Source organism: Burkholderia sp. Ac-20392, assembly GCF_017104585.1.
Taxonomy (GTDB): domain Bacteria; phylum Pseudomonadota; class Gammaproteobacteria; order Burkholderiales; family Burkholderiaceae; genus Burkholderia; species Burkholderia lata.
The window spans coordinates 1-14,808 of record NZ_JAAGPB010000196.1 but is presented as its reverse complement, the minus strand read 5'-3'; the positions used below and the strand labels follow the sequence as shown (position 1 = coordinate 14,808).

14 protein-coding genes are annotated in these 14,808 nt (G+C 67.4%); 8 read left to right on the top strand and 6 right to left on the bottom strand.

Annotated features, from left to right (window positions below; all coding sequences use genetic code 11):
- The 3 genes from G3N99_RS20965 to G3N99_RS20955 all read left to right on the top strand — a co-directional run.
- Positions 1-346: DUF2946 family protein (locus G3N99_RS20965; RefSeq protein WP_206123369.1), on the top strand; the 346-nt coding region annotated here is incomplete at its 5' end.
- A gap of 172 nt (positions 347-518) precedes the next feature.
- Positions 519-2,633, top strand: a complete 2,115-nt coding sequence (locus G3N99_RS20960; RefSeq protein ID WP_206123368.1) for a TonB-dependent receptor — start codon at positions 519-521, stop codon at positions 2,631-2,633.
- A 53-nt stretch (positions 2,634-2,686) separates the two neighbouring features.
- Positions 2,687-4,804: a TonB-dependent receptor gene (locus G3N99_RS20955; protein WP_206123367.1), complete on the top strand. Its 2,118-nt coding sequence runs from the start codon at positions 2,687-2,689 to the stop codon at positions 4,802-4,804.
- Between the two features lie 84 nt (positions 4,805-4,888).
- On the opposite strand, the gene G3N99_RS20950 is transcribed toward G3N99_RS20955, so the two are convergent.
- The 4 genes from G3N99_RS20950 to G3N99_RS20935 form a co-directional block, all read right to left on the bottom strand.
- Positions 4,889-5,254 (bottom strand): copper resistance protein CopC, encoded by a 366-nt coding sequence (locus G3N99_RS20950; protein ID WP_206123366.1) that lies wholly within the window; start codon positions 5,252-5,254, stop codon positions 4,889-4,891.
- Positions 5,255-5,270: 16 nt separating this feature from the next.
- Positions 5,271-6,188 (bottom strand): hypothetical protein, encoded by a 918-nt coding sequence (locus G3N99_RS20945; RefSeq protein ID WP_206123365.1) that lies wholly within the window; start codon positions 6,186-6,188, stop codon positions 5,271-5,273.
- Between the two features lie 109 nt (positions 6,189-6,297).
- Positions 6,298-6,681 carry a DUF2946 domain-containing protein gene (locus tag G3N99_RS20940; protein WP_174981536.1) on the bottom strand — a complete coding sequence of 128 codons (384 nt, stop codon included), beginning with the start codon at positions 6,679-6,681 and terminating at the stop codon, positions 6,298-6,300.
- 189 nt (positions 6,682-6,870) lie between these two features.
- Positions 6,871-8,115: an NADH:flavin oxidoreductase/NADH oxidase family protein gene (locus G3N99_RS20935; RefSeq protein ID WP_206123364.1), complete on the bottom strand. Its 1,245-nt coding sequence runs from the start codon at positions 8,113-8,115 to the stop codon at positions 6,871-6,873.
- 77 nt (positions 8,116-8,192) lie between these two features.
- On the opposite strand from G3N99_RS20935, the gene G3N99_RS20930 reads away from it, so the two are divergent.
- The 3 genes from G3N99_RS20930 to G3N99_RS20920 all read left to right on the top strand — a co-directional run bounded on the left by G3N99_RS20930 (position 8,193) and on the right by G3N99_RS20920 (position 10,012).
- Positions 8,193-8,669: a MerR family transcriptional regulator gene (locus G3N99_RS20930; RefSeq protein ID WP_174938073.1), complete on the top strand. Its 477-nt coding sequence runs from the start codon at positions 8,193-8,195 to the stop codon at positions 8,667-8,669.
- Between the two features lie 104 nt (positions 8,670-8,773).
- The gene (locus G3N99_RS20925; RefSeq protein ID WP_206123363.1) at positions 8,774-9,472 is read left to right on the top strand and encodes a hypothetical protein; all 699 of its coding nucleotides are present in this window, start codon (positions 8,774-8,776) and stop codon (positions 9,470-9,472) included.
- A 219-nt stretch (positions 9,473-9,691) separates the two neighbouring features.
- Positions 9,692-10,012, top strand: coding sequence for a DUF1330 domain-containing protein (locus tag G3N99_RS20920; RefSeq protein WP_206123362.1), 321 nt, complete (start codon positions 9,692-9,694; stop codon positions 10,010-10,012).
- 19 nt (positions 10,013-10,031) lie between these two features.
- On the opposite strand, the gene G3N99_RS20915 is transcribed toward G3N99_RS20920, so the two are convergent.
- Positions 10,032-10,868, bottom strand: a complete 837-nt coding sequence (locus tag G3N99_RS20915; RefSeq protein ID WP_085040832.1) for an NAD(P)-dependent oxidoreductase — start codon at positions 10,866-10,868, stop codon at positions 10,032-10,034.
- Between the two features lie 81 nt (positions 10,869-10,949).
- Here G3N99_RS20915 and G3N99_RS20910 point away from each other — a divergent pair, with 81 nt between their 5' ends.
- Positions 10,950-12,053, top strand: coding sequence for a LacI family DNA-binding transcriptional regulator (locus G3N99_RS20910; protein WP_174938067.1), 1,104 nt, complete (start codon positions 10,950-10,952; stop codon positions 12,051-12,053).
- A 78-nt stretch (positions 12,054-12,131) separates the two neighbouring features.
- On the opposite strand, the gene G3N99_RS20905 is transcribed toward G3N99_RS20910, so the two are convergent.
- Positions 12,132-13,424: an MFS transporter gene (locus tag G3N99_RS20905; RefSeq protein ID WP_174938066.1), complete on the bottom strand. Its 1,293-nt coding sequence runs from the start codon at positions 13,422-13,424 to the stop codon at positions 12,132-12,134.
- Positions 13,425-13,745: 321 nt separating this feature from the next.
- Here G3N99_RS20905 and G3N99_RS20900 point away from each other — a divergent pair.
- Positions 13,746-14,808 (top strand): DNA-3-methyladenine glycosylase 2 family protein (locus G3N99_RS20900; protein WP_206123361.1); only part of this gene is annotated, 1,063 nt, incomplete at its 3' end.

Here is a 14,808-nt window from a genome sequence, read left to right as displayed (position 1 = left end):
CGTGCTCGCGCTCGTCGCGCCGCTGATCTCGCAACTGCGCGCAGCCGCATCCGATGACCGCTGGCCGGCCGCGCCGATCTGCTCGGCAACCGGCAACACGCTCGTGGCGCACGCGGAATCGCCTGCGCCGTCCGCTTCTCCAGCCGATTCGCCGTCTGACAAGCATTTCGACCGCTGCGGCTATTTCGGCCTGCTTTCCTGCCATCCGCCGCTGCACTACGCGGTGTTGCTCTCCGCCTCCCCGGCCGTGCGGCATGCGCTGCCCGCGCCACTGATCCCCTCTGCCCGCCATCCGTCGAAGCGCTATGCGCTCGCCGCGCGCGGGCCGCCTTCCGCCCGCGCCTGACGCCCTCGAGACCGCGCCGCCGTACGCCGCGCGCCGCCGTCCGCTTCGCCTGCCCGCCCTGCCGATGCCCGATGCCGAACCCGCGCGCGCGACCCCGCGCGGCGGCCGGCGCCGCGCATGGCGCGCATCGTGTCCGTTTCATCATCGTCACCATAACCATACATACAACGACATGTTTACCTCGACCCGTATTGCCGCCGCGCTGTCCGGCGCGATCTCCGTTCTCTTCGCGTCGGCCGCATGCGCACAAGGCGCCGACGCGCCGGCCGATGCACCGGCCGCGTCGACGCTGCCCGCGATCAACGTCAACGCGACCCGCGTGCCGGACTCGCTGACCTCGAAATCGACCGGCAGCCTGAAGCGCACGCTCGAACAGACGGTCGGCTCCGTGGGCTTCGTCGATGCCGACAGCTACCGGAACACCTACGCCTTCACGCTGCGCGACGTGCTGAAGGACGTGCCCGGCGTGTTCGTCGAGAACCGCTATGGCCAGGAGCTGCGGCTGTCGATCCGCGGCTCGGGAATTGCCCGCTCGTACCACACGCGCGGCCTCGAGATCCTGCAGGACGGCATCCCGACCAACCTCGCGGACGGCAGCGGCGACTACTACCAGATCGATCCGCTCGCGCTGCAGGCGGTGCAGGTCTACAAGGGCGGCAACGGCCTCGCGTACGGGGCGTCGACACTCGGCGGCGCGATCGACTTCATCACGCCGACCGCCCACACCGCCGACGCGCCGAACATCCTGCGCGTGGAAGGCGGCAGCTACGGCACGGTGCGCACCAGCGCGCAGATCTCGCGCGTGCTGGGCCCGCTCGACTTCCTCGCGAACTTCAGCGTCAATCACGCGGACGGCTATCGCGATCACTCGAAGGGGCAATACGAGCAGTTCAACGCGAACGTCGGCTACCGGTTCAGCCCGACGGTCGAGACGCGCTTCTATGTCGGCGTGTACGTCGTCGACCAGTTGCTGCCGGGCACGCTGTCGCTGTCCGACGCGCTGAACAATCCGACCAAGGCCGCGCCGAACGCAATATCGGGTGACCAGGCGCGCAACACGCGCACCGAGCGGATCGCGAACCGCACGACCGTGAAGCTCGATTCGGGCGAACTACAGTTCGACACGTGGGCGATCCACAAGAGCCTCTATCACCCGATCTTCCAGGCGCTCGACCAGGACGGCTGGACCTACGGCTTCGCGCCGCGCTACACGGGCCACCTGACGCTCGGCGGGATGCGCAACGACCTGATCGTCGGCGCGCGCTTCTTCGGCGGCCGCACGCAGGCGAACCAGTACGTGAACGTCAACGGCAACAAGGGCGCGCAGACGCTCGACTCGACGCAGACCGCGTTCAACTACGAGGCGTATGTCGAGAACCGGCTGTTCTTCGTGCCGACCGTCGCGCTGATGACGGGCGTGAAGGTGCTGCATTCGGTGCGCGAGTACATCGACAACGGCGGGCTGCCGCGCAACCCGAACACCAAGTCGACGAACGCAAGCTACAGCGGCGTCAATCCGAAGCTCGGGCTGCTGTGGCAGCCGGATGCGACCACCCAGGCCTATGTCGACATCACGCGCAGCCAGGACGTGCCCGACTTCACCGACCTCACGCAGACCTTCTCGAACACGACGCGCTTCACGCCGCTGGCAGCCCAGCACGCGTGGACGATCGAGTTCGGCACGCGCGGCTCGCGCGAGCGCGTGAGCTGGGACGTGACCGCCTATCGCTCGCTCGTGCGCGACCAGTTGCTGCAGTACACGACGAACCCGGATGTGCCGGCGTCGACGTTCAACGCGAACAAGACGGTGCTGCAGGGGATCGAGGCCGGTGCGTCGGTCGAGCTGTTCCGCAACGTCACCGGACGCGGCGCGGGCGACAAGGTCACGCTGTCGGGCATCTGGAACCTGAACGACTTCCGCTTCAAGAACGACCCGCAGTACGGCAACAACCGGATCGCGGGCGTGCCGCTGAACGTGCTGCGCGCGACGCTGGGTTACGCGCGGCCGAGCGGCTTCCACATCGCGGCGACGCTCGACTGGGTGCCGTCCGGCGCATGGGCCGACGATGCGAACACATTGCGCGTACCGAGTTACACGCTGCTCGGGCTGCAGGCCGGCTACGACTTCCGCAACGGGCTGTCGCTGTTCGTCGATGCGCGCAACCTGACCAACAAGCGCTATGTGAGCGACATCAGCACGGTCGCGGATGCGCGCACCGCGAACACCGCGATCTTCTATCCGGGCGAAGGACGCAGCGTGTTCGCCGGCATGCGGTACGCGTTCTGATGCGCCGCCTTTCAAGCAACACCGCATTGAACAGATTCAAAGGATCCCGAAACATGAAGTTCAGATTGATGCTGCCCGCCGCCTTGCTCGCAGCCTTCTCGCCCGCCGGGCAAGCCCAGGAAAGCGACGTCAAGCATACCGGCGCCACGCTGGCGCCGATTCGCGTGAACGCCCAGAAGGCGACGCCGCTCACGCAGCCGCTCGACACCGGCAGCCGTCTCGGCCTGACTTCGCTCGAAACGCCCGCGAGCGTCGAGCAGATCGATCGCAAGACGCTCGACACGCGCGGCGACAGCGCGATCGTCGACGCGGTGAGCCGCGCTGCCGGCATCAGCGCGTCGCCGCATCCCGGCAACGGCGGCTCGGAGCTCGGCGCGCGCGGCTTCGTCGGCGCGTCGTCGGTCACGCAGCTCTACGACGGCGTGCGCCCGTACGGCGCGATCGGCATCACGTTTCCGTTCGACACGTGGTCGGTCGACCATATCGACGTGCTGCGCGGCCCGGCTTCGGTGATCTACGGCGAAGGTGCGATCGGCGGTGTCGTCAACATCGTGCCGAAGAAGCCGACGCGCGGCGCGATCCAGAACGAGCTGCAGGTCGGCGGCGGCACCGAGGGCACGGCGCGGGTCGCGTTCGGCAGCGGCGGCGCGATCAACGACAAGCTGTCGTACCGCTTCGACATCAGCGGCAACCGCTCGTCGAACTGGGTCGACCGCGGCAATTCGCGCAACCTGTCGATCTCCGGCGCGCTGCGCTACGACGTGACGTCCGACCTGTACGTGACGGCATCGTATGCGCAGGGCTTCCAGCATCCGATGCAGTATTTCGGCGTGCCGCTCGTGAACGGCGCGCGCGATCGCGCACTCGACAAGAAGAACTACAACGTCGGCGACAGCGACATCGCGTTCCGCGACAGCTGGGCGACGGTGTCGGTGAACTGGCAGCCGAGCGACAGCCTGAATGTGACGAGCACGCTGTACCGGATGAAGAGCAACCGTCACTGGAAGGACGCCGAGTACTACACGTACCTGCCGTCAGCCTCACAAGTGCGGCGCAGCAGCTTCACGGAGATCTTCCACGACCAGGAGCAGTACGGCAACGTGACGGCGGCCACCGTCACCACCGCGCTGCTCGGGATGCGCAACACGTTCTCGACGGGCTTCGAGTTCAATCACACGACGTTCCAGCACGACAACAACTCGCCGTATTCGGGCACGTCGACGGTCGATCCGTTCAACTTCGATCCGGGCAGCTTCATCAACACGGCCGGCACCTATCCGAAGTACCGCAGCCAGGCGAACCAGTACGCGCTGTTCGCCGAGAACCGGCTGGAGATCACGCCGCGCTGGTCGGTGATCGGCGGGCTGCGCTACGACCATGCGAGCGTGAACCGCGACGACCTCGTGAACGGCGGCGCGTTCACGAAGGTGTTCGCGAACACCGGCTGGCGCATCGGCACCGTGTACGACGTGCAGCCCGGTCTCGCCGTGTACGGCCAGTATTCGGTCGCGGCCGACCCGATCAGCTCGCTGCTGTCGCTGAATGCGTCGAAGGCGAACTTCACGCTCGCGACCGGCCGGCAGATCGAGATCGGCGTGAAGCAGTCGTTCCTCGGCGGCAAGGCGGAATGGACGCTCACCGCGTACCGGATCGTCAAGAGCAATCTCCTGACGGCCGATCCGCTGAACCCGAACCAGTCGATCCAGATCGGCCAGCAGTCGTCGCGCGGGCTCGAGGCGACGGTCGGCGCGGAGATCGCGAAGGACTGGCGCGTCGACGCGAACGTGTCGATCCTGCGCGCGAAATACGACGACTTCCAGCAGACGTCCGGCGGCACGACGGTGTCGCGCGCGGGCAACGTGCCGGTATCGGTGCCGCAGCGGCTCGCGAACCTGTGGGTAAGCTGGCACTTCGCGCCGGACTGGACCGGCATCGCAGGCGTCAAATACGTCGGCAAGCGCTTCGCCGATACGGCGAACCAGCTCGTGATGCCGTCGTACACCACCGTCGACCTCGGCCTCGCGTGGAAGCCGCGCAAGGACACGACGATCACCGCGCGCGCGTACAACGTGTTCAACCGCCGCTTCGTGCAGTCCGCGTACTACAACGAGACGCAGTACCTGATCGGCAACGACCGGCGGCTCGAAGTGCTGGCGAACTACCGGTTCTGATGCTGCACGATGCGGCGCGCCGCACCCGCCTCCGGTGCGCATGCTCGGCGGCGGGTGCGGACGCGGAGGCCGGTGCGATAAGCGTCACTTCACCGTGAACGCGTAGTGCCCCTGCGTGCGGTGGCCGTCGAGCGCGACGGCCACCCACGCCACCGAGTAGACGCCCGGCGTCAACGGGTTCAGCGCGACGGACATGTGCTTGCGGTTCGACGCATCGACTTCGGCCTTGCCGTTCGTGACGGCATGGCCCTGCGCATCGGTGACGGCGATCGAGCTGAACGCGGGTTCGAGCCCGTCGTCGAAATCGATCGCGACCGTCTTCGGCGAGCCGGTCACGGCTTCGCCCGCGGACGGCACCTGATGCGTCGGGAACGCATGGGCATGCGCGAACTGCGCGCCGGCGACGAGCAGCGCGGCGGCGGCCATGCGCAGTGTGGTCAGGCGGTTCATGTGGTTTCTCCGTCGATCAGAAAAGCGGCTTGCCGAGCGAGCCGGGGAACAGGTCGTCGAAATACAGATGCGCATCGAAGATCACGCCGACGTGATTGCCGCTCGCGCGATTGACCGGAATCTGCGCCTCGACGCCGAATTGCCCGTAGCGGTTGAGCCACAGCACACCGGGGTTGATCGTCCCGGTCGTCTGGCCCGAGCATGCGCCCGCCGTGCAGGTGCTCATCGGCGCCTCGACGACGAACACCATGTTGCTGAGCGGCTGCGGCAGGCCGAGGTTCTTCACCTGCTGCTGCAGGTACGGGATGCTGTATTGCAGCGTCATGCCCCAGCCGAGCGAGTTCGGCCCCTGGTCGGACGACGCGGTGGTCAGGTTCGGCCCGAGTTCGGCCGTGAGCGCGAGCGGGCGCAGATAGCCGAGCGACGCGGGCAGATCGCCGAAGCCCTTGCCGACATAGACGGTCGGCGTGAACGTCGAGTACGCGTTCGCGATCGACTTCGCGCCGGTGCCGCCGATCTCGGTTTTCAGGCCGACCGACGCCATGAATTCGTGCTGGGCGTTCGTGTAGGCGAGGTACTTCACGCCGAGCGTCACGTTGTCCCAGCCTTTCGCGGAGCCGCCGTCCGGTGCGTTCTGCGACACGTACTGGCTGGCGACGCTGAACGCGAGGTTCTTCGTGATCAGCTTGTCCCACTCGTACGACACGGTGTTGACGTTGAGGGTGTTGCCGCTGTCGTCGGCGGACTTGATGTGGCCGAACTGCGTGTCGAATTCGTCGCCGACGCCGGGATCGTCCACGGTCATCGTCGCGGGAAAGACACGATCGCCGACCACCGCGTGTGCGTTCGCGAAAGAAGCATGGGACAGGCCGGCGATGGCGGCCAGCAGCGCGACACATGCGCGGGGCGCGTGCCGTTCAGTAGAGCGGGGCATGTTGTGTGTTCTCCGGTTGTCGTTCGATGCCGTCGCGCATGCGCGCGACGAACGGCCGCCCGATTCGGTCGCGAAACGGCGGCGGGTCAGGCAGAAAGATCAGACGAACTCAGGAGAACGCGGGAGGCGCGCGCGATTGCGCGACGGTATGGACGAGACGGACACGGGCCGGGATCGAGGCCGACACGATCGGCTGCTGCGAAGCCGGACGCGGAACGGCGAATGCGACGGCATGGCCCGGCAGCGCGACGGCGTGAGCGACGAAGCTGCAATAAGGACAAGCGTGCCAGTGCGCCTTGACGCCATGCGCGGGCTTGCCGTCGTCGTGCGCGACCACCGCTTCGTCGACGCTCGCCGTGCAATAGACGGCCAGCGCATCGACGAGCCGGTGGCGCGACGCCATCATCTGCGAGACCGCAGGGGCGAGCGCCATCATCAGGATTGCGATCAATCCGATCAGGCTGCCGGGCTTGCGGAAACGGGCGACGTGCATGACGCGCGACGAGGAAGGAATGCGATGAAGGTGGTGGATTATGCCACGCTGAAATCGCGCTCAGGCGCCTGAATAATGCAGTAAACAGGCTCGATATTTCGGAAAGTAATCCGAAAGGATCGAGCCTGCAAACGACCCGCCAGGCGACGGGTCGATCAGTGCGGGCCGGTTCAGCCCCGCCCGCCGGCATCACGCACGCGTGCCCGCCGCGCGCCCCGCCATCCACTTCCGGTAGCGCCGCGTCTGGCACTGCGCGGCCAGTTGCTGCCTGACCAGCGCGCGCAGCGGCGACACCTGCGGGTGCGTGCGCCGGCCTTCGCTGAGCCGCGTGAGCTGGAACTTGACGACGGCCATGTTGGCCAGCGCGCCCAGCGCCTTGTTCTTCCAGCGGATCGGTTCCAGCACCGGCGCGCTGTCCTTGCCGGCCCGCCAGTCGCGCGGCAGGTTCGGCTCGATCGACAGCGCGGTGGCGATGCCGACCATCGCCACGCCGCTGTCGACCACCTGCTCGGCAACCACGCGACGCCGGATGCCGCCCGTGACCATCAGCGGCATCCGCGCGACGGCCGTGATGTCACGCGCGAATTCGAGGAAATACGCTTCGCGGGCCAGCGTGCGCCCGTCGCGCGCCTCGCCCTGCATCGCCGGCACTTCATAGCTGCCGCCCGACAGCTCGACGAGATCGACGCCCAGCGGATTCAGCAGTTCGACCACGCGCTTCGCATCGTCCGCGCTGAAGCCGCCGCGCTGGAAATCGGCCGAGTTCAGCTTGACCGCGACCGCGAATTCCGGCGACACCGTCGCGCGCACTTCCCGCACGATATCGAGCAGCAGGCGGGCGCGATTCTCGATGCTGCCGCCCCACTGATCCTGCCGGCGGTTCGTCAGCGGCGACAGGAACTGGCTCAGCAGATAGCCGTGCGCCGCGTGAATCTCCACGCCGGTGAAGCCGCTCTGCTCCGCGAGTTGCGCCGCACGCACGAAGCGCCGCTGCACGTCGACGATATCGGCCTGCGTCATCTCCTTCGGCACCGGGAACTGCTTCGACAGCGCACCGAGCGCGAGCGGCACGGCCGACGGCGCGAGCGTCGTCTGGCCGAGCGCCGCCTGCATCTGGCGCCCCGGGTGATTGATCTGCATCCACACGTGCGCGCCGCCCGAACGCGCGACCTGCGCCCAGCGGCGGAAGCGGTCGAGATGCGCATCGCTCTCGAGCACGACGCCGTTCGGCCCCGTCATCGCGCGGCCGTCCACCATCACGTTGCCGGTCAGGATCAGGCCGACCTGGCCATCGGCCCACGCCTGGTACAGGCGCAGCAACGCGTCGGACGGTGCGTGATTCGCATCGGCCATGTTCTCTTCCATCGCGGCCTTGGCCAGACGGTTCGGAATCACCGCCCCGTTGGGCAGTGTCAGCGGTGTAAACAGGTTCATGGAGGGCACCCTCGATTGACGATGCCCAACGATAACTTTAAAGTCAACTTTAAGGTCAAGCCCTTTTGGAGCACAGCATGAAAATCGGTGAACTGGCGAAGGCGAGCGGCCTCGCGGCGTCCCGCATCCGCTTCTACGAAGCGAGCGGCCTGCTCGAACCGGCCCGTCGGCAGGCCAACGGCTATCGGGAATACGGGTCGGAAGCGTTGACGCGGCTCGCGATCATCGACCGTGCGCAGCGCGCGGGCTTTGCGCTCGATGAAATCCGCGCGGTGCTGCCGCCCGATCTCGGCGCGTGGCCGCGCGACGAATTGCTGGTGGCGCTGCGGCACAAGGTCGACGAAATCGTGCTGCTCGAACAGCGTCTCGCGCAGAACCGGCACCATCTGGAGGTGCTGATCGACGAAATCGAAAACAAGCCGGCCGGCGAGGATTGCGCGGAAACCGCGCAACGGATGCTCGACCGGCTGTGCGCGCAGGCCGACGAAGCGCGGGCATCGGCACCGGCACCGGCGCCCGTGCCGGTCCCGCGGCCGACGCGCAAGCGTGCATGACTGGTTACACTGCGTCACCTGAAAAACAATCAACCCGCGCGGCGGCGAGACGAGTCGATGCGCGCGCGCCGGCTTCCGCAGCGCGACTTCAAGACCCGATCCGCATGACGATCCCCCGCATCAAAGGATTCCTCGTCGCTGCACTGCTGACGTTCGGCATCGGCAGCGCCTTCGCCGCGACGTGCGGCGATACAACTGCATCGTCCGCGTGCCACGACACACCCGACCTTCCCGCCGACATCGTCGCGCAGATTCCCGCCGGCTACGCAGCGCTGGATGTCGCGTCGGGGCATCTGACCGACAGCGCCCGTATCGGCTATGTCGTCGTCGCGCATCAGCCCGACGATTCGATGCGCCACGCGTCGCCGCGCCCGCTGATGATCTTCGTGCCGGGCAAGGACGGCCACTACCGGCTCGCGGCGCGCAACGACACCGTGATCATGAAGGCCGACGAAGGCGGGATGGGCGACCCGTATCTCGATGGCGTCGCCGACAACGCGCTCACGATCGAACCGCGCACCTTCACGGTCGAACAAGGTGTATTCGCGGGGCCGAGCCACTGGCGCGACCGCGTGACGTTTCGCTACGACGTCGCGCATCGCACCTGGGTGTTCCATCGGGAAGTGATGCGGAACTGGCGGCCCAACGACGACCCGAACGGCGATGCGCTGAAGGCCGACCCGGTGCGCGTCACGCGCGCCAATGCGGCGAAAGCCGTCACGTTCGAAGCGTGGCGGCCGAGTTACTGGTGCGATTCGGCCGAGCGGCGCGATACCGATCCGGCTTGCAGCAAGCCGCATTGACGGCGACGCGGTGGCACGGCCGCACGGCTGACGATGCGCGCGGCTAAGCAGTCGGCATGGATGCTGCCGCGCCGCACGTTCGGTGTGTCTGTCGGCACGCGCAGGCACCCTTTCGCGGCCGTGCAGATTTGCTTACCTAGCAGGTAATCGACCCGCGCCGCCCGCGCCGCGATCATGGCTCCATCGACGCACGAACCGCATCACCTCGAGGAGCCTGCCATGACCGCCTACGCCATCGCCCACCTGCACGACGTCGAGATGTGCGACGACATCGTCAAATACCTCGAACGCATCGACGACACGCTCGCGCCGTTCAACGGCCACTTCGTGATTCACGGCGCGCGGCCGGAGGTGCGCGAAGGCGTGTGGCGCGGCGACCTGATCGCGATCGCGTTTCCCGATCTGGGCACAGCGCGCGCGTGGTACGAATCGGATGCGTACCGGCAGATCCAGCCGCTGCGCGCGCGGCACGCGAGCGGCCCACTGATCCTGATCGACGGCGTCGACGAGCAGCACAAGGCGACCGACATCCTGCGGTGAGCCGCGACGCCGGCGATGCTTACGACGCCTTGCGCTCCATCGGCTCGCCGACGACGAACCCGCCGCCCTGGAACCGCTGCGCGGGATCGTCGTAGTCGGCGGTCGGCGCCGTCACCGGGAACAGCCCGGCGAACTGCTCGGAGCTGTCGCGCGGACGGAAGCCGAGGAAGCCGGCCTTCGTGTTGTCCCACCACTTCACCGGGTTGTCCGATGCGCCGTACACGATCGCGTGCCCGACGCGGTTCGTCAGCAGCGAGCAGCGCACCAGCTCGATGAAGTCGCGATAGCTGAGGAACGTCACGAGCATGCGCGGATTCTTTGGCACTTCGAACGATGAGCCGATCCGCAGGCACACGGTTTCGATCCCGAAGCGGTCGAAGTAGTAGCGCGACAGCGATTCGCCGAAGCACTTCGTCACGCCGTACAGGCTGTCGGGGCGCAGCGGCGAATCGGCGTCGAGCACTTCCGTGACCGGATGGAAGCCGATCGCATGGTTCGAGCTCGCGAACACGACGCGCTTCACGCCGTGCTTGCGCGCGGCTTCGTACAGGTTGTACGTGCCGGTGATGTTCGCGCCGACGAGATCGTCGAATGGCGCGTCGACCGAAATGCCGCCGAGGTGGACGATCGCGTCCACGCCGTCGACGAGCTGCATCACCGCGGCCCGGTCGGCGAGGTCGACGACGCGGGTTTCTTCATGCGCGGCCGCGTCGCCGAGCGTCGCGATGTCGCTGACGCGTACGACGTCGGCCCAGTCGGCAAGCGCACCGCGCAACTGGCGGCCGAGGTTGCCGGCCGCGCCCGTCAGCAGCAGGCGCCCGAACGGTTTGCGCGCGCCGGTGGATGAGGCGTTCATCGAGTCTCCTTGGATCTGGCTGAAATCTGACTGAATCGGAAAACGTTTTCCAACTATACGCGGGCGCACCGCCGAACGTCAATGGTCGAACCCGTTCGCAGCCATCCGCACTTTCCCGATATCGCCGCGCGGCCGCGCGTGCCCTTTTTCTGCCACAATCCGGCCTTACGGAACGAAAACGTTACCCTTCGAATGAAAAAAGTTTCCCCGACGATCCGCGACGTGGCGGCGGAAGCCGGCGTGTCGGTCGCGACGGTATCGAAGTACGTGAACGGCACGCAGCGCTTCTCGCCGACCGTCGAGGCACGGCTCAAGGAGGCGATCGACCGGCTCGGCTACCGTTCGAACCCGCTCGCGCGCTCGATGATCACCGGCCGCACGCGCACGATCGGCCTCGTGATCCTCGACATCAGCAACCCGCACTTCACGAACGTGGTGAAAGGCGCGAACCGCGTCGCACTCCAGCACGACTACACGCTGCTGCTCGTCGACACCGAGGAGAGCCAGGCGCGCGAACGCTCGCTGATCGAAGCGCTCGCGCAGCGCGTCGACGGGCTGATCGTCAGCACGCGGATGGCGGATGAGGAAGCCGGCTGGATGCTCGATCTCAACAAGCCGCTCGTGCTGCTGCGTCGCAGCCCCGGCCTGCCGATTCCGAGCGTCGGCATCGACAACCGGCTGTCGACCTACATGCTCGCGCGCCATCTGCTCAATCTCGGCCACACGCGCATCGCGTATCTCGGCTTCGGCACGGCGCGCGTGAACGACGAGCGGATCCAGGGCGCGCGCGACTGTCTCGCGGAAGCCGGGCTCACGCTCGACGTGCACGATGCGCATGCGCCGACCGCCGAAGCCGGCGAGCGTGCGTGTTCGCGCGTGATGCTCGGGCCGCAGCGCCCGCAGGCCGTGATCTGCTACAACGACCTGATCGCGCTCGGCTTCATGAAGGAAGCCGCATCGCTCGGTTTCCGGCTGCCGCAGGATGTGTCGGTCGCGGGCATCGACAACGTGCCATACGGCGAATACGCGGCGCCCGCGCTGACCACCGTCGACATCCAGAGCGAGAATATGGGCGAGCTCGCGATGCAAAAGCTGATCGACGCGCTCGCGGGGCGCACCGATGCGAGCTACTCGACGTTCGAGCCACGGCTGATCATGCGCGCATCGACGGCCTCGGTCGGCTGAGTTCCCCGCTTCGAGCCTTCAATAGAAAACGCGCCGCCCAAGGGCGGCGCGTTCGTTTTCGGACGTGGGACTACACGGTCACGCGTCGAGCTGCGCAGGCTTCATCTTCGGCGTGAGCATGTGCATCACGCCCAATGCGATCAGGTAGGCCGACGCGCCGATCGCGAACAGCACCCAGTAGTGCCCCGTGCGCTGCAGCACCTGGCCGATCACCTCCGAGAACAGCACGCCGCCGATCGAACCGGCCATCCCGCCGATGCCGACCACCGATGCCACCGCACGGCGCGGGAACAGGTCGGACGCCGTCGTGAACAGGTTCGCCGACCAGCCCTGGTGCGCGGCGGCGGCGAGGCCGACGATCAGCACGGCGGCCCACAGGCTCTGCACCTGCGACACGAACGCGATCGGGAGCACGCAGCATGCGCAGATCAGCATCGCCGTCTTGCGCGCGCCGTTCACGCTCCAGCCCGCGCGCAGCAGCATCGACGACAGCCAGCCGCCGCCGATGCTGCCGACCGTCGTCAGCGCATAGATGCAGACGAGCGGCAGGCCGATGTGCTGCATGTCCATCCCGCGCGATTCGTTGAGCCACTTCGGCAGCCAGAACAGGTAGAACCACCACACCGGGTCGGTCAGGAACTTGCCGATCAGGAACGCCCACGTCTCGCGCTTGCGGATCAGCTCGCCCCAGCGCGGCGCGCCGGCATTCGCATTCGCCGCGTCGAGCGCTTCGGCTTCGTCGCGCGGCTCGTCGTATTCGGCGGCCAGCGCACGCGTATCGGCCTGGCGATAGAGCACGAGCCACACCGCGAGCCACACGAGGCCGATCGCGCCGATGATCACGAACGCCGCGCGCCAGCCGTAGGCCACCGCGATCGCCGGGATGATCGCCGGTGCGAACACCGCGCCGATGTTCGCGCCCGAGTTGAAGATGCCGGTGGCGAGCGCGCGTTCGCGGCGCGGGAACCACTCGGCCGTCGTCTTGATCGCGGCCGGGAAGTTGCCGCCCTCGCCGATGCCGAGCAGCGCGCGCACGAACGCGAAGCCCATCACCGAGCCGACCGCCGCGTGCAGCATCGCGGCGATACTCCACACCAGCATCGCCAGCCCGTACGAAATGCGCGTGCCGAGCCGGTCGACGATGCGCCCGAAGCCGAGCAGGCCCAGCGCATAGAACGCGGAAAACGCCATCACGATGCGACCGTACTGCACCTGGCTCCAGCCGATGTCGTGCTGGAGCATCGGCGCGAGCAGGCCGAGGATCTGCCGATCCATGTAGTTGATGACGGTCGCGAAAAACAGCAGCGCGCAGACGGTCCAGCGGTAGCGGCTGGCGGCAGCGCGCACGGCGCCGACGACGGCAGATTGCATGAAAGTCTCCGATGCGCGGCCGCGCCCGTCGCGCCGCACGATGTTCGTTGACCGGCGACCGGCGCCGGGGCGGACGGCGGCGCGCTCGTCGCGCGCGGCCGATTCCGCCGATCAATCTGGAAAACGTTTTTCAGAGAATAGGGCGTCTGCCGGCGCCCTGTCAGTCGGGGATTTCGATGAGTCATCTCAAATTGCCCACGGCAAAAGAGACGACTGTTTCGCCACGTGGCATTAACCGTTTTTCCCGGATTTTCCCAACGGGCGGGCGCGAGGACGCCTACCGATACACATGTCCGATTCCAGCCAGAATCGGGGGCCGGGATGGTTTACAGTCGTCTCATGCGCCTCGATCCCGACACCTGCTACGACGCCCTGCTTTCGCGGAACCGCCGCTTCGACGGCTGGTTCTTCGTCGGCGTCGCGACGACGGGCGTGTATTGCCGCCCCGTCTGCCCGGTGAAGCCGCCGAAGGCGCAGAACTGCAGCTACTACCCGACCGCTGCCGCCGCCGAGAAAGCCGGCTTCCGACCCTGCATGCGCTGCCGCCCCGAGCTCGCGCCCGGCCACGGGCTGCTCGACCTGTCCGGCAATCTCGCCGACGCGGCCGCCACGCTGATCGAGGACGGTTTCCTGAACGCCCATTCCGTCGATGCGCTCGCGCAGCGCGTGGGCGTGACCGAACGCCATCTGCGCCGGATCTTCGGCGCGCAGTTCGGCGTGTCGCCGGTCGAGTTCGCGCAGACGCACCGGCTGCTGATGGCCAAGCGGCTGCTGACCGATACCGCGCTGCCGGTGGCCGTCGTCGCGTCGACCGCCGGATTCGGCAGCGTGCGGCGCTTCAACGACCTGTTCCTGCAGCGTTACGGCCTCAATCCGCTGCGGCTGCGCAAAGGGGCCCGTGCGTCGGCCGATGGCGACATGACGTTTCCGCTGCCGTACCGGCCGCCGTTCGCGTGGGACGACCTGATGCGCTTTCTCGCGCAGCGGCAGATCGACGGTGTCGAGCGGATCGATGCGCAGGGTTATGCGCGGGTCGTTGAATTGCCGAACCGGAACGACAACGGCGGCAACGGTGGTAACGGTGGTAACGGGCGCGTTACCGGCTGGCTATCCGTCGCGCATGTGCCGCAGCGCTTCGCGCTGGCCGTCACCGTGTCGCCCGCGCTGACGCCGGTCGTGCCGACCGTGCTCGCGCGCGTGCGCCGGCTGTTCGATCTCGACAGCCGCCCCGACGTGATCGACGCGCATCTCGGCGAACTCGCGAGCGGCTCGCCGGGCCTGCGTGTCCCCGGCGCGTTCGACGGCGTCGAGATCGCGATCCGTGCGATCGCAGGCGAACGGCTTGCAGCGGCGCATGCGGGCACGCCCGTGCTGGCACGCATCA

Excerpts from the sequence above, each read along its gene's own strand:
- G3N99_RS20960 (WP_206123368.1), top strand. The coding sequence starts at position 519 with ATGTTTACCTCGACCCGTATTGCCGCCGCGCTGTCCGGCGCGATCTCC.
- G3N99_RS20955 (WP_206123367.1), top strand. The coding sequence starts at position 2,687 with ATGAAGTTCAGATTGATGCTGCCCGCCGCCTTGCTCGCAGCCTTCTCG.
- G3N99_RS20950 (WP_206123366.1), bottom strand. The coding sequence starts at position 5,254 with ATGAACCGCCTGACCACACTGCGCATGGCCGCCGCCGCGCTGCTCGTC.
- G3N99_RS20945 (WP_206123365.1), bottom strand. The coding sequence starts at position 6,188 with ATGCCCCGCTCTACTGAACGGCACGCGCCCCGCGCATGTGTCGCGCTG.
- G3N99_RS20940 (WP_174981536.1), bottom strand. The coding sequence starts at position 6,681 with ATGCACGTCGCCCGTTTCCGCAAGCCCGGCAGCCTGATCGGATTGATC.
- G3N99_RS20935 (WP_206123364.1), bottom strand. The coding sequence starts at position 8,115 with ATGAACCTGTTTACACCGCTGACACTGCCCAACGGGGCGGTGATTCCG.
- G3N99_RS20930 (WP_174938073.1), top strand. The coding sequence starts at position 8,193 with ATGAAAATCGGTGAACTGGCGAAGGCGAGCGGCCTCGCGGCGTCCCGC.
- G3N99_RS20925 (WP_206123363.1), top strand. The coding sequence starts at position 8,774 with ATGACGATCCCCCGCATCAAAGGATTCCTCGTCGCTGCACTGCTGACG.
- G3N99_RS20920 (WP_206123362.1), top strand. The coding sequence starts at position 9,692 with ATGACCGCCTACGCCATCGCCCACCTGCACGACGTCGAGATGTGCGAC.
- G3N99_RS20915 (WP_085040832.1), bottom strand. The coding sequence starts at position 10,868 with ATGAACGCCTCATCCACCGGCGCGCGCAAACCGTTCGGGCGCCTGCTG.
- G3N99_RS20910 (WP_174938067.1), top strand. The coding sequence starts at position 10,950 with ATGGTCGAACCCGTTCGCAGCCATCCGCACTTTCCCGATATCGCCGCG.
- G3N99_RS20905 (WP_174938066.1), bottom strand. The coding sequence starts at position 13,424 with ATGCAATCTGCCGTCGTCGGCGCCGTGCGCGCTGCCGCCAGCCGCTAC.